The organism is Streptomyces sp. NPDC055749 (assembly GCF_053617235.1).
The window spans coordinates 54,463-67,810 of record NZ_JBSHFH010000045.1 but is presented as its reverse complement, the minus strand read 5'-3'; the positions used below and the strand labels follow the sequence as shown (position 1 = coordinate 67,810).

At 70.2% G+C, this 13,348-nt stretch carries 15 protein-coding genes and 1 pseudogene; 9 read left to right on the top strand and 7 right to left on the bottom strand.

The window, feature by feature from the left end; genetic code table 11:
* Window positions 1-131: 131 nt before the first annotated feature.
* Window positions 132-464: pseudogene (locus tag ACWGO0_RS28110) on the bottom strand (SsgA family sporulation/cell division regulator); the annotation flags it as partial.
* Between the two features lie 180 nt (window positions 465-644).
* On the opposite strand from ACWGO0_RS28110, the gene ACWGO0_RS28105 reads away from it, so the two are divergent.
* The 6 genes from ACWGO0_RS28105 to ACWGO0_RS28080 all read left to right on the top strand — a co-directional run bounded on the left by ACWGO0_RS28105 (window position 645) and on the right by ACWGO0_RS28080 (window position 5,774).
* Window positions 645-1,700 (top strand): energy-coupling factor ABC transporter permease, encoded by a 1,056-nt coding sequence (locus ACWGO0_RS28105; RefSeq protein ID WP_453540853.1) that lies wholly within the window; start codon window positions 645-647, stop codon window positions 1,698-1,700.
* Between the two features lies 1 nt (window position 1,701).
* Complete coding sequence (gene cbiQ / locus ACWGO0_RS28100) at window positions 1,702-2,463, top strand: cobalt ECF transporter T component CbiQ (protein WP_453540851.1); 762 nt, start codon at window positions 1,702-1,704, stop codon at window positions 2,461-2,463.
* Entirely contained in the window at window positions 2,460-3,218 is a 759-nt protein-coding gene (locus ACWGO0_RS28095; RefSeq protein ID WP_453540848.1) for an energy-coupling factor ABC transporter ATP-binding protein, read from the top strand. Before cbiQ ends, ACWGO0_RS28095 begins: the two co-directional genes overlap by 4 nt.
* Entirely contained in the window at window positions 3,215-3,700 is a 486-nt protein-coding gene (locus tag ACWGO0_RS28090) for a MarR family winged helix-turn-helix transcriptional regulator (RefSeq protein ID WP_453540845.1), read from the top strand. The genes ACWGO0_RS28095 and ACWGO0_RS28090 overlap by 4 nt, the downstream gene beginning before the upstream one ends.
* Before the next feature lie 86 nt (window positions 3,701-3,786).
* Window positions 3,787-4,950 carry a serine hydrolase domain-containing protein gene (locus ACWGO0_RS28085; RefSeq protein WP_453540861.1) on the top strand — a complete coding sequence of 388 codons (1,164 nt, stop codon included), beginning with the start codon at window positions 3,787-3,789 and terminating at the stop codon, window positions 4,948-4,950.
* Window positions 4,947-5,774: an SDR family NAD(P)-dependent oxidoreductase gene (locus tag ACWGO0_RS28080; protein ID WP_453540842.1), complete on the top strand. Its 828-nt coding sequence runs from the start codon at window positions 4,947-4,949 to the stop codon at window positions 5,772-5,774. Before ACWGO0_RS28085 ends, ACWGO0_RS28080 begins: the two co-directional genes overlap by 4 nt.
* Before the next feature lie 8 nt (window positions 5,775-5,782).
* Here ACWGO0_RS28080 and ACWGO0_RS28075 read toward each other — a convergent pair whose 3' ends face one another.
* A complete protein-coding gene (locus tag ACWGO0_RS28075) occupies window positions 5,783-6,991 on the bottom strand; it encodes an esterase/lipase family protein (RefSeq protein WP_453540839.1) in 1,209 nt (402 codons plus the stop codon).
* A 159-nt stretch (window positions 6,992-7,150) separates the two neighbouring features.
* Window positions 7,151-7,807, bottom strand: coding sequence for an SDR family NAD(P)-dependent oxidoreductase (locus tag ACWGO0_RS28070; protein WP_453540836.1), 657 nt, complete (start codon window positions 7,805-7,807; stop codon window positions 7,151-7,153).
* Between the two features lie 80 nt (window positions 7,808-7,887).
* On the opposite strand from ACWGO0_RS28070, the gene ACWGO0_RS28065 reads away from it, so the two are divergent.
* A complete protein-coding gene (locus tag ACWGO0_RS28065) occupies window positions 7,888-8,265 on the top strand; it encodes a MerR family transcriptional regulator (protein ID WP_453540833.1) in 378 nt (125 codons plus the stop codon).
* Between the two features lie 143 nt (window positions 8,266-8,408).
* Here ACWGO0_RS28065 and ACWGO0_RS28060 read toward each other — a convergent pair whose 3' ends face one another.
* Both ACWGO0_RS28060 and eno read right to left on the bottom strand, forming a co-directional pair.
* A complete protein-coding gene (locus tag ACWGO0_RS28060) occupies window positions 8,409-8,792 on the bottom strand; it encodes a hypothetical protein (protein WP_453540830.1) in 384 nt (127 codons plus the stop codon).
* 285 nt (window positions 8,793-9,077) lie between these two features.
* Window positions 9,078-10,370 carry a phosphopyruvate hydratase gene (eno, locus tag ACWGO0_RS28055; protein WP_453540827.1) on the bottom strand — a complete coding sequence of 431 codons (1,293 nt, stop codon included), beginning with the start codon at window positions 10,368-10,370 and terminating at the stop codon, window positions 9,078-9,080.
* 143 nt (window positions 10,371-10,513) lie between these two features.
* Here eno and ACWGO0_RS28050 point away from each other — a divergent pair, with 143 nt between their 5' ends.
* Both ACWGO0_RS28050 and ACWGO0_RS28045 read left to right on the top strand, forming a co-directional pair.
* Entirely contained in the window at window positions 10,514-10,936 is a 423-nt protein-coding gene (locus ACWGO0_RS28050; protein WP_453540824.1) for a MarR family winged helix-turn-helix transcriptional regulator, read from the top strand.
* Between the two features lie 192 nt (window positions 10,937-11,128).
* On the top strand, window positions 11,129-11,764 hold the full coding sequence (locus tag ACWGO0_RS28045; RefSeq protein WP_453540821.1) for an AMIN-like domain-containing (lipo)protein: 636 nt from the start codon (window positions 11,129-11,131) through the stop codon (window positions 11,762-11,764).
* A gap of 57 nt (window positions 11,765-11,821) precedes the next feature.
* On the opposite strand, the gene ACWGO0_RS28040 is transcribed toward ACWGO0_RS28045, so the two are convergent.
* The gene (locus ACWGO0_RS28040; protein ID WP_453540818.1) at window positions 11,822-12,673 is read right to left on the bottom strand and encodes an EamA family transporter; all 852 of its coding nucleotides are present in this window, start codon (window positions 12,671-12,673) and stop codon (window positions 11,822-11,824) included.
* On the bottom strand, window positions 12,670-13,182 hold the full coding sequence (locus ACWGO0_RS28035; RefSeq protein ID WP_453540815.1) for a YbaK/EbsC family protein: 513 nt from the start codon (window positions 13,180-13,182) through the stop codon (window positions 12,670-12,672). The genes ACWGO0_RS28040 and ACWGO0_RS28035 overlap by 4 nt, the downstream gene beginning before the upstream one ends.
* Window positions 13,183-13,348 lie beyond the last annotated feature (166 nt).

The window sequence follows — 13,348 nt, the reverse complement described above, 5'->3', positions numbered from 1 at the left end:
GCGTTTGAGCGGAGCGCGGCCCCCGGCGGCACCGGTTACCTGTGGGGACGGGGGACCGGGGCGACAGGAAGCCCCCGTGCGAGCGGCACGGGGGCTTCCGTCATGTTCCCATCATGCTTCCGTCATGCAGGGGCCGCGGTCACCTCGTACGTCCGGTGCAGGAAGCGGATCAGCGGCGCGTTGTCGATCTGGAACACCTCGACACCCTCGGCCGAGTGCAGTTCCACGATGAGCTGGGCGCGTCCGCAGGGCCAGACCCGCACATTCCCGCGTTCGGTGGGGAAGCGGAGTCCGCTCTCCAGCAGGTCGCGGCCGACCGCCCAGTCCGTCCCACTGGCGAAGCTCACGTGGACGGTCGGTGATTCGTCGGCGGGGTCGTACCGAAAGTCGACGGGGACGGGGCGGGTGAGGGGGCCGTCGGTGATGAGCCGGGCTCGTGCGTGTTCTTCGATCACGGGGGACATGGGCCGGCTCCTCCTGTTTGTAGCGCTTTGCACTCTAATGTCCCATATTTTGCGCCAGGGGCACCCTGGCGAGGGCCTGCGTAGTTGTGACAGACCCGCTCTTGCAAGCGATGCGCAACAAGGCTCTATCATTGGTGGGTTCTGACCCCGCCCCAGGAACGCAGGAAAGCGGAGCCTCCCATGCATGTACCCGACGGATTCATCGACGCACCCGTCTCGGCAGTCGCGGGAGTCGTCGCCGCAGGCGCGGTCGCCGTCAGCCTCCGTGGCGCCCGACGAGAACTCGACGAACGCACGGCCCCACTGGCCGGACTCGTCGCCGCCTTCATCTTCGCCGTACAGATGCTGAACTTCCCCGTCGCCGCCGGTACCAGCGGCCATCTCCTGGGCGGGGCGCTGGCAGCGATCCTCGTCGGCCCCTACACCGGCGTCCTCTGTATCTCAATGGTCCTCCTCATGCAGGGCATCCTCTTCGCCGACGGCGGCCTCACCGCACTCGGCGTGAACATCACGGTGATGGGCGTGATCACCACCGTCGTCGCGTACGCCCTGTTCCGCGGACTGACCGGCATACTCCCGCGCACCCGCCGCTCCGCGACCGCCGCGGCCTTCGTCGCCGCGCTGGTCTCCGTACCCGCCGCGGCCGGCGCCTTCACCCTGATCTACGCGGTCGGCGGCACCACCGACATCCCCATCGGCAAGGTCCTCACCGCGATGGTCGGCGTCCACACGCTGATCGGGATCGGCGAGGCCGTCATCACCGCGCTGACCGTCGGCGCCGTGATCGCAGTCCGCCCGGACCTGGTCCACGGGGTCCGCGGCCTCGCCACCCCCCTCAAGCTCCGCGTCGGCGGCAAACTGGTCGACGCCCCGGTCACCACCCCCACCCCTGCCCCGGTAGCCGCCCGCTCCACCCGCAAGGTCTGGGCCACCGGCCTGGTCACCGCGTTCGTCCTCGCGGGCTTCGTCTCCTTCTACGCCTCCGCCAGCCCCGACGGCCTGGAGAAGGTCGCCGCCGACAAGGGCATCGACGCCAAGGCCGAGGAGCACGCCGCCGCGGACTCCCCGCTCGCCGACTACGGCGTCAAGGACGTCACCGACGCCCGCCTCTCGGGCGGCCTCGCCGGAGTGATCGGCGTCGGCGCCACGGTGGCCGTCGGCAGCGGCATCTTCTGGACGGTCCGCCGCCGCCGTACCGACGAGAAGGCCCCCACCGACGTCACGGAATCCGTCTGACATGGGCGCCGGCCACGCCCACAAGCTCTACCGCCACGGGCACTCGCCCGTGCACGACCTGCCGCCGCACTGCAAGCTCGCCGCGGTCTTCGGCTTCGTGCTCGTCGTGGTCTCCACACCCCGCGAGGCGGTCTGGGCCTTCGCGCTCTACGCCGTGCTGCTCGCCGCAGTCGCCGCGGTGGCCCGCATCCCGGCCGGATTCCTGCTGAAGCGGCTGGTCATCGAGGTGCCGTTCGTGGCCTTCGCCCTGCTCATGCCGTTCGTGGTCCCCGGTGAGCAGACCGAGATCCTCGGCGTCTCCGTCAGCGTCCCCGGTCTCTGGGGCGCCTGGAACGTCCTCGCCAAGGGCACCCTCGGCGTCGCCGCGTCCGTCATCCTCGCCTCCACCACCGAGCTGCGCTCCCTGCTGCTCGGCCTCCAGAGGCTGAAGCTGCCGCCGCTGCTCGTCCAGATCGCCTCGTTCATGATCCGCTACGGGGATGTGATCACCGGCGAGATGCGCCGGATGTCGATCGCCCGCCGCTCCCGCGGCTTCGAGGCCCGGGGCGTACGCCAGTGGGGTGTCCTCGCCAAGTCGGCGGGCGCGCTCTTCATCCGCAGTTACGAACGCGGCGAACGCGTCCATCTCGCGATGGTCAGCCGCGGCTACACCGGAACCATGCCGGTCATCGACGAGGTGACGGCCTCCCGCACCCAGTGGGCGTACGCCGCCGCACTCCCCCTGCTGGCCCTCTCCGTATGTCTCCTGGGATGGACCGTATGACCCTGCCCCCCGCATCTCTCGAAGTCAGCGGCCTCGCCTACGCCTACCCCGACGGCCACCAGGCTCTCTTCGGCGTCGACCTGACCGTGGAACGCGGCGAACGCGTCGCGCTCCTCGGCCCCAACGGCGCGGGCAAGACCACCCTCGTCCTCCACCTCAACGGCATCCTCGACGCGGGCGCGGGCACCGTGCGCGTCGCCGGGCTCCCCGTCGAGAAGCGCAACCTCGCCGAGATCCGCCGCCGCGTCGGCATCGTCTTCCAGGACCCCGACGACCAGCTCTTCATGCCGACCGTCCGCGAGGACGTCGCCTTCGGCCCCGCCGCCTCCGGGCTGCGCGGCCCCGAACTGGAGGAGCGCGTCCACACCGCCCTCAAGCAGGTCGGCATGGAGGAGTACGCGAACCGCCCCCCGCACCACCTCTCCTTCGGCCAGCGCCGCCGTGTCGCCGTCGCCACCGTCCTCGCCATGGAGCCGGAGATCCTCGTCCTGGACGAGCCCTCGTCCAACCTGGACCCGGCCTCGCGCCGCGAACTCGCCGACATCCTGCGCTCCCTCGACGTCACCGTGCTGATGGTCACCCACGACCTCCCGTACGCCCTGGAACTCTGCCCGCGCGCCGTCATCCTCAGCGACGGCGTCATCGCCGCCGACGACCGCACCCAGGAACTGCTCGGCGACGAGGACCTGATGCGCGCCCACAGGCTGGAGCTGCCGTTCGGCTTCGACCCCCGCTCCGTGACAATGGGCGCGTGACCCAGGACGCTCCCGCCACCGCCGCGCGCGGCCCCCACCCGCCGGCGCCCTCGCTCCTCCTCGACGACCAGCTGTGCTTCGCGCTGTACGCGGCCCAGCGAGCCGTCACCGCCGCCTACCGGCCACTGCTCGACGAACTCGGCCTCACCTATCCGCAGTACCTCGTGATGCTGGTCCTGTGGGAGCGCGGTGAACTGCCCGTCAAGGAACTGGCGCGCTCCCTCCACCTCGACTACGGGACCCTGTCCCCCCTCCTGAAACGGCTCGAAGGCGCCGGTCTCGTACGCCGCGTCCGCTCGCCCGCCGACGAACGCTCCGTACTCGTCGAACCGACCGGCGAGGGCGCGGCGCTGCGCGAGCGGGCGGCCTGCGTACCCGGCGAGCTGCTGGACGCCGCAGGGATGGCTTCCGCCGAAGTAGCTCGGCTGCGCACCGAACTGCACCGGCTGACTGCCCGCCTGGAGCACCCGGGCGAGGGCTGACGAAACATCTTGTCCACGGCCCCGGCACACCGTTCACCTGCGGCGCGATGCACCATGGGGGGATGAGCGGGAGTGCGGGAACAGGCGTGGATGTACGGGGCACGGTGTCGCCCGGGTTCGAACCGGTAAGGGACGCTTTCGTCCGCAACTTCGAGCAGCGGGGTGAGCGCGGGGCCGCGGTCGCCGTCTACCGGCACGGCCGCAAGGTCGTCGACCTGTGGGCCGGTACGCGAGACGTCGACGGGCTCGAACCCTGGGCCGTCGACACCGTGCAGATCGTCCGCTCGGCGGGCAAGGGCATCGCCACCGCCGTACCGCTGCTGCTGCACCAGCGCGGCCAGCTCGACCTGGACGCCCCGGTCGGCACGTACTGGCCGGAGTTCAAGGCCAACGGCAAGGAACGCGTCCTCGTACGCCACCTCCTCGCCCACCGGGCCGGAGTCCCCGCACTCGACCGCCCCCTGACTCCCGCCGAGGCGGCCGACGGCACCTCCGGTCCCCGGGCCGTCGCCGCCCAGCACCCGCAGTGGCAGCCGGGCACCGACCACGGCTACCACGCCCAGACGTACAGCTGGCTGGTCGGCGAGCTGGTGCGCCGGGTCACCGGGCGCACCGTCGGCCGCTGGATCGCGGAGGAGATCGCCCGCCCCCTCGGCCTGGACTTCTGGTTCGGCCTCCCGGCGGACGAGGCCCACCGGGTCGGCCGGATCGGCCCGGTGGAACCCCCGGCGGCCGCGGACAACAGCGGCGCCCTCCGGATACGCCCCAAGCGCTCGGTCGTCGAGGCCTACCGCGACCCGGAATCCCTCACCCGCCGCGCGTTCGGGGCGATCGACCCCTTCCCCGACGAGAACGACGCCGCCTACCGCGCGGCCGAACTCCCCGCGTCCAACGGCATCGCCACCGCCCGCGGCCTCGCCCGCTGCTACGCGGCGATGATCGGCGAGGTCGACGGCCACCGCCTGTTCGCACCGGCCACGCTCACCCTGGCCCGCACCGAGGAGTCCGCGGGCCCGGACCGGGTCCTGGTCGTCAGCACCCGCTTCGGCCTCGGCTTCATGCTGCACGGCCCGGCCGCCCCGCTCCTGGCCCCCGGCTCCTTCGGCCACCCCGGACGCGGCGGCTCGCTGGGCTTCGCGGACCCCGAATCGGGCATTGCCCTCGGCTATGTGACGAACGGTCTGCAGAAGGGAGTTACCGCCGACCCCCGTGCCCAGGCACTGGTCAGAGCAGTACGTTCGGCGCTATGACTCCTCCCACCGCTCCCTTCCCTTCCTCCTCTCTCTCCCCGGCATCGGCACGCTTCGAGGGCTACTCCGTACTCATCACGGGAGCGGGCCAGGGCATCGGCGCCGCAACGGCCCGCCGCCTGGCCGCGGAAGGCGCCGCCGTCCTGGTCACGGACCTGGACGCCACCCGGGCCGAACGCACAGCGGCGGAGATACGCACATCAGGCGGCCGGGCCGATTCCCTCCCCTGCGACGTGGGTGACCGTCATGCCGTCGAGGCGGCCGTGGCCCACGCGGTCGCCACCTTCGGCGGCCTGGACGTCCTGGTCAACAACGCCTACTCGGCCGGCATGGACGTCCCGCTCTTCGAGGACGAGACGGACGAGGTCTGGCAACGCGACCTGGACATCACCCTGTCGGGCCCCTTCCGCTGCTCCCGCGCCGCACTGCCCCACCTGGTGGCCTCCGGCCGGGGCGCGATCGTCAGCATCGGCTCGGTCAACGGCGAACAGGACTTCGGTGGCCACGCCTACAGCGCCGCGAAGGCGGGCCTGGCCGGCCTGACCCGTACCCTGGCAGGCCACGCGGCCCCCCGAGGCGTCCGCGTCAACCTGGTCGTGCCGGGCACGGTCCGCACGGACGCCTGGGCGGGCCGGGAAGCCCAACTGGACGCGATGAGCTCGCTCTACCCCCTGGGCCGAGTAGGTGAACCGGACGACATCGCGGCAGCGGTCGCCTTTCTTGCCTCCCGCGACGCGGCCTGGATCACGGGAACGACCCTGCGGGTGGACGGCGGCCTGATGGCGGTGAACACGGCGTTCCGCCAGGCGACTTCGGAGGAGTAGCTTCGAGCTCAGTCGTGGAGCCTGTCCATGATCCAGGTGCACAGCTCCTCGGTGATGGCCGTGTGCGCGGTGGTCGTGGACGAACAGATGAAGTCGTCCAGCTCGCTCTCGCCCGGGCCGGCTTCGACGATGTTCAGGTACAGGTCGTCCTGCTTCCCGATGTCGCGCACGGCGACCGCGCTGATGGTGGGGACGAAGCACACGTTGGCGTGCCGCAGGTCCGCCTTGCCTCCGAGCTTCTCCATCGTGTCGGCGAGGATCTTGTACGTGTGCAGGGTTCCGCCCGGTGCGCCGTCCAGTTCCGGGAAGCCGCTGGTGGTGATGGTCTTGTCGGCCTTGGGGAACCTGCGGTTCAGATAGGCGGCCGTCACTTCGTCGCCCTGGGCCTGGGCGTAGAAGGTGGTGCCCGGGTAGATCCGGTCGATGCGCAGCGTGACGTCGCCGGGCCTCACCTCCGGCAGGCCGACCCCGTCGGCCCGGCCGTTGGCCACGCCGATCTTCATGGGAATCTGCGGCCAGCCGCCGACCCGGTCCAGAGCGGCCAGAAACTCCGTGCGCTCCGGGGCGACGCCGATCTTCTCGGTGTCCTTGTCGTAGTGCTGCCACAGCATCTGGCGTGCTGCCGGGCTGTCCATCTGCTTCCCGAAGTCGTTCGGGAACGGGATGAAGTGCGAGAACGCCTGCACGCCGACCGGGATGGAAGCACCCCGGTGGGGGCTGTCGTAGGAGAAGTACAGCCCGGTCTGGTGGTCCATCCGCTGCCTCTCCATATGGGCGAGTGCGTAGCGGGTGACGATGCCGCCCATGCTGAAGCCGCCGACGACCAGGCGGGTGTCGCCCAGCTTCTCGGCGATGGCCCGCATGATGGCGGCCTCGACCGCGCGCGCGTTGTCCAGGATCGACGCGCTGCGCTCCTCGAAGCCGAGCAGGATCACGTCCCTGCCGCGCCGGCGCAGCTCGCTGATGAACGGGAAGTCGCCGCTCTCCAGCCCGTGGTAGAGCTCATCGAGCTTGCTCCGGCCGAGGTTGAAACCGTCGGCCATGATCACGGGCCGGACGAGGCCGCCGTGGTTTCCCTCGGCGGGGAAGACCCAGGCGAAGCCGTTCGGCAGGGGCCACTCCTCGTGCTCCGGCACCTGGATCGACCCGGCGGGTTCGGCGGTCGGCGCACCGCCGAGGGTGAACGAACCTACGTTGGGCTCGGTCGTCTCGGACATGGTCGTACTCCTTCAGAAAAGAGCGGGCGGGACGACGCCATCATCGGGGGCGATCCGGGCGTATCACCCTTCTGAGCTGCGGGGTTCACCACATTTGATGGAGCACGCGCGGAATCTGTTTAGTGCAACCGGCATGTGTCATTGGCCTGTTCTCGTCGGTCACGAGCGGCCTGCGTACAGCGTCTCGCGGTCCCAAAGGTGGCGCGGCTGTGTGTGCAACTGCCAGTAGTGCTCGGCGATGTCGTCGGGGTCGAAGTCGGTGCCGGGGGCGACCGGGCCGTCCACGGTGATGCTCGCCACGTGCACTCCGGAGGAGCCGTACTGCTGGTCGAGCAGCGCGACCAGGGTCCGGACGCCCGCCTTGCCCAAGGAGAGGCTCACGTACTGCGGCTTGGGCTCCGGCATACCGCCCGTGACGAGGAACGTTCCGCTCCCGCGCTTAGCCATCGCCGGCGCGAGGTGTGCCGCGGCGTTGAGCGCGCCGACCACGTTGACCGCCCATGCCTCCATGTGGTCGCGTACCGACAACTCGCCCAGCTCGTCCGCGCGGATGAGCGCGGCGTTGTACACGGCGACGTCCGGCACGCCGTGCTTGTCGACGGCCTGGTCCAGGGCCGCGTCCAACGCGGCCCGGTCGGTGCTGTCGGCCTCCAGCGTGACGACCGGAACGCCATGGGAAGCGACCGCGCCCGCCACGGCGCGCAGCGTCCGCCCGCCCCTGGCGATCAGCGTGATCGGCAGCCCCTCCCTCGCGAACCGGCAGGCGACTGCCTGCCCGATCCCCGGCCCCGCACCAATGATCACTGCACCCGGCATCTCCGGCTCCTTCACTCACGATCAGCGACACTGGGGACGGTAAGGCGTCACATCTATGTGAAGGTCAAGGAGAAGACCGGATGCGAATCGGCGACCTGGCCCGCGAAACCGGCGTCAGCCGGAGGCTGTTGCGCTATTACGAGGAGCAGGGTCTGCTCAGCCCGGTCCGGTTGGACAACGGCTACCGCGAGTACGCCGAGGCCGACGTCGCAGGGGTGCGCAACATCCGGGCCATGCTCGCCGCCGGGCTCTCCACCGCGGTCATCGCCAAGCTCGTGCACTGTGTGCGCGACAAGGCCGAACTGAGGGTGCCGTCCGGCTGCCCCACCTTCATCGGGGAGCTACGGCGCGAACGCACGCGTATCACCGATGCGATCACCCAACTCGAGAGTTCACGGCGAATACTGGACGCCGTCCTCGACACGGCACCCCGCGAGGTGAGCGACGTCCGCGCGTAGAGGGGTCCGGCGCCGATGATCAGTGGCTTCGTTTCGTACTGCGGGCGCTGACCTCCAACCAATCGCGCCCCGCACCCGATCAACGCCGGGATCCGGCTGGGGCTCAACGGTGCCGACGTCGGCCCGCTGCCATCGCCCCGGACTCACCGGTCCGAACCTGGACTCAGTACCCCGCGAAGGCGGCTTGAGAAGTCCTCCACCAGCCCCTCGGGGACCGACGGCCACTTCTCCATGGCTGCGACAATCGCCGCCAGTCGGCTCTCGAATGCCTCAGCGTCGACCTCGCCGCTTCCATACGCCTGCCACAGGTCGACGAGCTGGTCTTCCCGCTCGCCGAGATCGATGAGCTTGTCGGTCAGGGTGAAGCCGTCCAGGGAGGGCTTCCCGACCTCCAGCACCCAACGAGTCGTAGTCGCGTCTGCGGTGATGCCACGACCTGCCAGTTCAACAACGGTGAAAGGCACCTTGGGATGGGCTGCCACGGCGAGGAACACACCCAGGAAGACCGAGTTCCGAACGGCTGTCACGGCCGCTGCCCCGCCGAGATGTCCGGCTCCGCGACGCAGACGGCGGCACTGCGCGAGCTGCTCCGCGAGTCCGACCCGTCGGTCACCCTGGTCGACACCCCGGAGGAGGCCACCCACGCCTGAGCTGAAGAGGGACTCTGACACCGGCATCGACTCCGAGCGCATCCTGGCCGTCCAGGACAAGGTCGAGACGGTCGTCCTCAACGTCAACACGGTCAACACCTCGCCCGAGGCAGCCCTGGACGTGATCCGGAGAGCCCCACTCCAGCAGCCCGCCGCACACGATCAGACCGCGCCGCCGCGGCGGCCCAGCGCCTCCGAGCCCGCGTACTGCGCGCTGTCGCCCAACTGCTCCTCGATACGGATGAGCTGGTTGTACTTGGCGGTGCGGTCGGAGCGGGACAGTGATCCGGTCTTGATCTGCCCGCAGCCCGTGGCCACCGCCAGGTCCGCGATCGTGGTGTCCTCGGTCTCTCCCGAGCGGTGTGACATGACGACGGTGTAGCCCGCCCGGTGGGCGGCGTTGACGGTGGCCAGGGACTCCGTCAGGGTGCCGATCTGATTGACCTTGACCAGGACCGAGTTGGCGACGCCGGAGCCGATGCCCTCGCGCAGGATGGTCTCGTTCGTGCAGAACACGTCGTCGCCGGTGAGCTGGCAGCGTGCACCGACCCGTGCGGTCAGGTCCCGCCACCCCGTCAGGTCGTCCTCGGCCATCGGGTCCTCGATCGACACGATGGGGTAGGAGTCGATCAGCTTGACCAGGTAGTCGGCGTGCTCGGCGGGTGTGCGCCGTACTCCTTCCCCGGTGTAGTCGTAGACGCCCTCGCGGAAGAACTCGGACGACGCCGGGTCCATGACCAGGCCGATGTCCGTCCCCGGCCGGTATCCCGTGCGCTCGACGGCGGCGACGACGAAGTCGAGGGCTTCTTCGGCGGTACGCAGGGCGGGTGCGAAGCCGCCCTCGTCGCCCACGCCCGTGGAGTGCCCGGCGGCGAGGAGGTCGCGGCGCAGGGTGTGGAAGATCTCGGACCCCATCCGCACGGCCTCGGCGAAGGTCTCTGCGCCGATCGGGGCGATCATGAACTCCTGGAAGTCCAGGGGATTGTCGGCGTGCGCGCCCCCGTTGACGATGTTCATCATCGGTACGGGCAGCAGCCGGGCGTCGGAGCCGCCGAGGTAGCGGTAGAGCGGCAGACGGTGGGCGGCGGCTGCGGCCTTGGCGGTGGCCAAGGAGACCCCGAGGATCGCGTTGGCGCCGAGCCTGGACTTGGTGGGGGTGCCGTCCGTGGCGATGAGGGCGGCGTCGAGGCCGGCCTGGTCCTCGGCCTCGCGGCCGGTGACGGCGGCTGCGAGCTCCGTGTTGACGTGGCGTACCGCTTGGTCGACGCCCTTGCCGTGCCAGCGGGCCGGGTCGCCGTCGCGGAGTTCGACGGCCTCGCGGGCGCCGGTCGATGCGCCGGAGGGGACTGCGGCCCGGCCGATGGATCCGTCCGCCAGTTCCACGTCCACCTCGACGGTGGGGTTGCCCCTGCTGTCGAGGACGCGGCGGCCGGTGACGGAGGTGATCGCGGTCATGGGAGTCCTTCGCGTTGTCGCATGCGTGCCGGGTTCGGCTGCGGCGACGGTGGCGCTGGACCCGGCGCCCAGCACTCTACAGCAATGCTGCGCAGTTGTGCTGTGCAGTTCTGCTGTGTAGCTGTGCTGCGTTAAAATTCGGTATGTCCCTTCCGGAATCCGCCGCCGTCGCGGCCGAACTGCGCACCGCGACGGGAAAGCTCACGCGGCGCGTGAAGCTCGAGGACCAGATGCCGCTCGGTCAGGTGGCCGTCCTCGGTGCGCTGGATCGCAGCGGTGCGATGACGACCAGCGAACTGGCGGCCGATCAGCGGGTGCGCCCGCAGTCCATGGCCCGGGCCGTCGGACTGCTCATGGAGCAGGGGCTGATCACGCGCCGGGCGCATCCGACCGACGGCCGCAAGAGCCTGGTCGAGCTTTCCCCTGCGGGGCAGACGCTGCTGGAGGAGGAGCGGGAGCGCAGGACGGACTGGCTTGCGCGGGCGATCGAGGCGGAATTGACGGGCGAGGAGCGGGAGTTGCTGGCCCGGGCGATCGGTCTCGTGGAGAGGCTGGCGGCGCACTAGGGCCTGTCCGCGGATCATGGCCGTGGAGCGGGGAATGAGAATCGGTCATTCCTCAGTCCCCGGAATGCGTTGTTCCCCGTGTCCCCGCCCCGAAGGCCGGGGGTGTTTTTGCAGCTCAGTCCCGCACTCCTGTACGTGTGCCGGTGACGAGCCGAAGGTCATCATCCGGCCGTGAGGGGAATTGGCCCCGCCGTGACATCACCCGACGCGTACCGTGAGCGCGGCCGGGCGCGCACGCGCGCGCTATTCGCCCACCGGCCTTTATGCGCAGGCAGCGAAGGTGAAAAGACGACGATGAGAAGAATATCCACAATCGCAGGTTGCGGTGCCGCCGCTCTCGCCCTCCTGGTAGCCGTAGCCCCGGGCGCCCAGGCGCAGACCTCGAAGGAAACGCAGGAAACGGCCGCCGCGAGCGCCGCCGCTTGCTCATGGCCCTGCATCCTGGGTGCCCGCATCGGAGCGCACCCCGATTTCGACCGCGTCGTTCTGGACGTGAGCGAAGAGGGCCTGTCGATAATTGACCATCGCGTATCCACCGACAACAGCTATGGCACGCCCAGCGGCAAGGACGGGTATCTGCAGACACCCGGGAAGAACTTCCTGTTTCTCGACCTTACTCAGGCGCACAGTTATGACGACAGCGGGCAACTGAGGTACACCAGCCCCCTGCTGCAACAGGTTTCCCTGCCCTCTCTCAAGGGCGTCGAGGTGACGCTGCTCGAATTCGAGGGACACGTCCAATTCGGCCTGTCGCTCGGTGACTATTCCAGGTATCAGGTCTTCACCCTGAAGAGCCCCAACCGGATCGTCGTCGACATCTATCACTGATGTCGTCCGGGGCTTCTGGCGGCACGGCGACGCCCGACAGAAGCCCCGCGGCCGGCCTCAACTCGTGTGCAGCATCAGCCCGATGCCGACCACCATCAGACCGGCCGCCGCGATGCGCGGAGCACCGAACCGTTCCTTGAAGAACAGCGTCCCTATCGCCGCGCCCACGATGATCGACGACTCGCGCAGGGCCGCGATGGGTGCGAGCGGCGCCTTCGTCTGGGCCCACAGGACCAGGCCGTACGCCGTCACCGAGAGCGCCGCGCCGATCAGGCCCCGTACCGCGAACGGCCGCAGTTCGGTGATCAGTTGTCCCCGGTGCCGGTACAGCGCGTACGCGGGGATGGTCAGGCCCTCCAGGATCATCAGCCAGGCGATGTAGCCGAGCGGGGTGCCGGAGGCCCGTACCCCCACGCCGTCGACGACCGTGTAGCCCGCGATCGCCAGGCCCGTCGCCACGGCGGCGGCCAGGGCCGGCCAGTGCGGGCGCTTGCCCGAACCCCGGATGCCCCACAGGGCCAGCCCGACCAGTCCGGCGGAGGCGACCGCGACGCCCGCCGTCGCCCAGCCGTCCGGGACCTCGCCGACGAAGACGGCCGCGAGGACCGTCACCACCAACGGGGCCGAGCCGCGCGCGATCGGATACATCTGACCGAAGTCGCCGAGCGTGAACGAGCGCATCAGCAGCAGCATGTAGCCGACGTGCAGCGCGGCGGAGACGATCAGATACGGCCACGCGGCCGCCGCCGGGAACGGGACGAAGCCCGCGGCGAGCGCTCCGATCAGTACGCCGCCCCCGGATATGAGGGTGAAGGAGAGGAGCTGGTCCTTGATGGCGTGGGCGATCGCGTTCCAGCTGGCGTGGGTGATCGCGGCCATCAGGACCGCGAACGTGACCAGCGGCGTCACTTCGTCTGCTCGCGCACGTCCACGAGGGTGCCGCCCGCGTGCCCGATCAGGGTCTTCGGGTCGAGGGGGAAGACGGTGTACGGGGTGCCCGCCGCCGCCCACACCACGGCGTGGTCGAGCAGGCCGCGGTCGGCCAGCACACGGGTCTTCGTACGGTGACCGAAGGGCGGTACGCCCCCGATCGCGTACCCGGTGGTCTCCCGCACCAGGTCGGCCCGGGGGCGGGTGACCTTCGCCGCGCACAGTTCGCGGCGCACCAGCTCCACGTCCACCCGGGAGGAGCCGTCCATCAGGACGAGGACGGGTACGCCGTCCGCCTCGAAGATCAGCGACTTCACGATCTCGCTGAGCTCGCAGCCGATCGCGGCGGCGGCCTCCGCGGCGGTGCGGGTGGCCTCCGGGAAGCGGCGGATCTCGACCTCCAGGCCCAGTTCGCGCAGAGCTTCGGCGAAGCGGGGGTGGGCCTCGGAAGGGGTGGCGGCGGCGGGTGTCGTCTCGGGTGTGCTCATACCCGCACGCTAGCGGTCGGTGTACGGGGCATGCGACGGGATTCCGGAGTGTGGGCCCGCCGCAAAACCCGGGGCCCGGCCCCCGGGTTTGGGCCGGCCCCCCCGGTGGGCCCCGACGGTGAGCGCCCCCCCCCCCCAAACCCCCCCCCCCAAAGAACCCCCCCCC

Bases quoted from the DNA above. Each gene is read 5' to 3' on its own strand.
- ACWGO0_RS28105 (WP_453540853.1), top strand. From the start codon at position 645: ATGCATGTACCCGACGGATTCATCGACGCACCCGTCTCGGCAGTCGCG.
- cbiQ (WP_453540851.1), top strand. From the start codon at position 1,702: ATGGGCGCCGGCCACGCCCACAAGCTCTACCGCCACGGGCACTCGCCC.
- ACWGO0_RS28095 (WP_453540848.1), top strand. From the start codon at position 2,460: ATGACCCTGCCCCCCGCATCTCTCGAAGTCAGCGGCCTCGCCTACGCC.
- ACWGO0_RS28080 (WP_453540842.1), top strand. From the start codon at position 4,947: ATGACTCCTCCCACCGCTCCCTTCCCTTCCTCCTCTCTCTCCCCGGCA.
- ACWGO0_RS28075 (WP_453540839.1), bottom strand. From the start codon at position 6,991: ATGTCCGAGACGACCGAGCCCAACGTAGGTTCGTTCACCCTCGGCGGT.
- ACWGO0_RS28070 (WP_453540836.1), bottom strand. From the start codon at position 7,807: ATGCCGGGTGCAGTGATCATTGGTGCGGGGCCGGGGATCGGGCAGGCA.
- ACWGO0_RS28065 (WP_453540833.1), top strand. From the start codon at position 7,888: ATGCGAATCGGCGACCTGGCCCGCGAAACCGGCGTCAGCCGGAGGCTG.
- eno (WP_453540827.1), bottom strand. From the start codon at position 10,370: ATGACCGCGATCACCTCCGTCACCGGCCGCCGCGTCCTCGACAGCAGG.
- ACWGO0_RS28050 (WP_453540824.1), top strand. From the start codon at position 10,514: ATGTCCCTTCCGGAATCCGCCGCCGTCGCGGCCGAACTGCGCACCGCG.
- ACWGO0_RS28035 (WP_453540815.1), bottom strand. From the start codon at position 13,182: ATGAGCACACCCGAGACGACACCCGCCGCCGCCACCCCTTCCGAGGCC.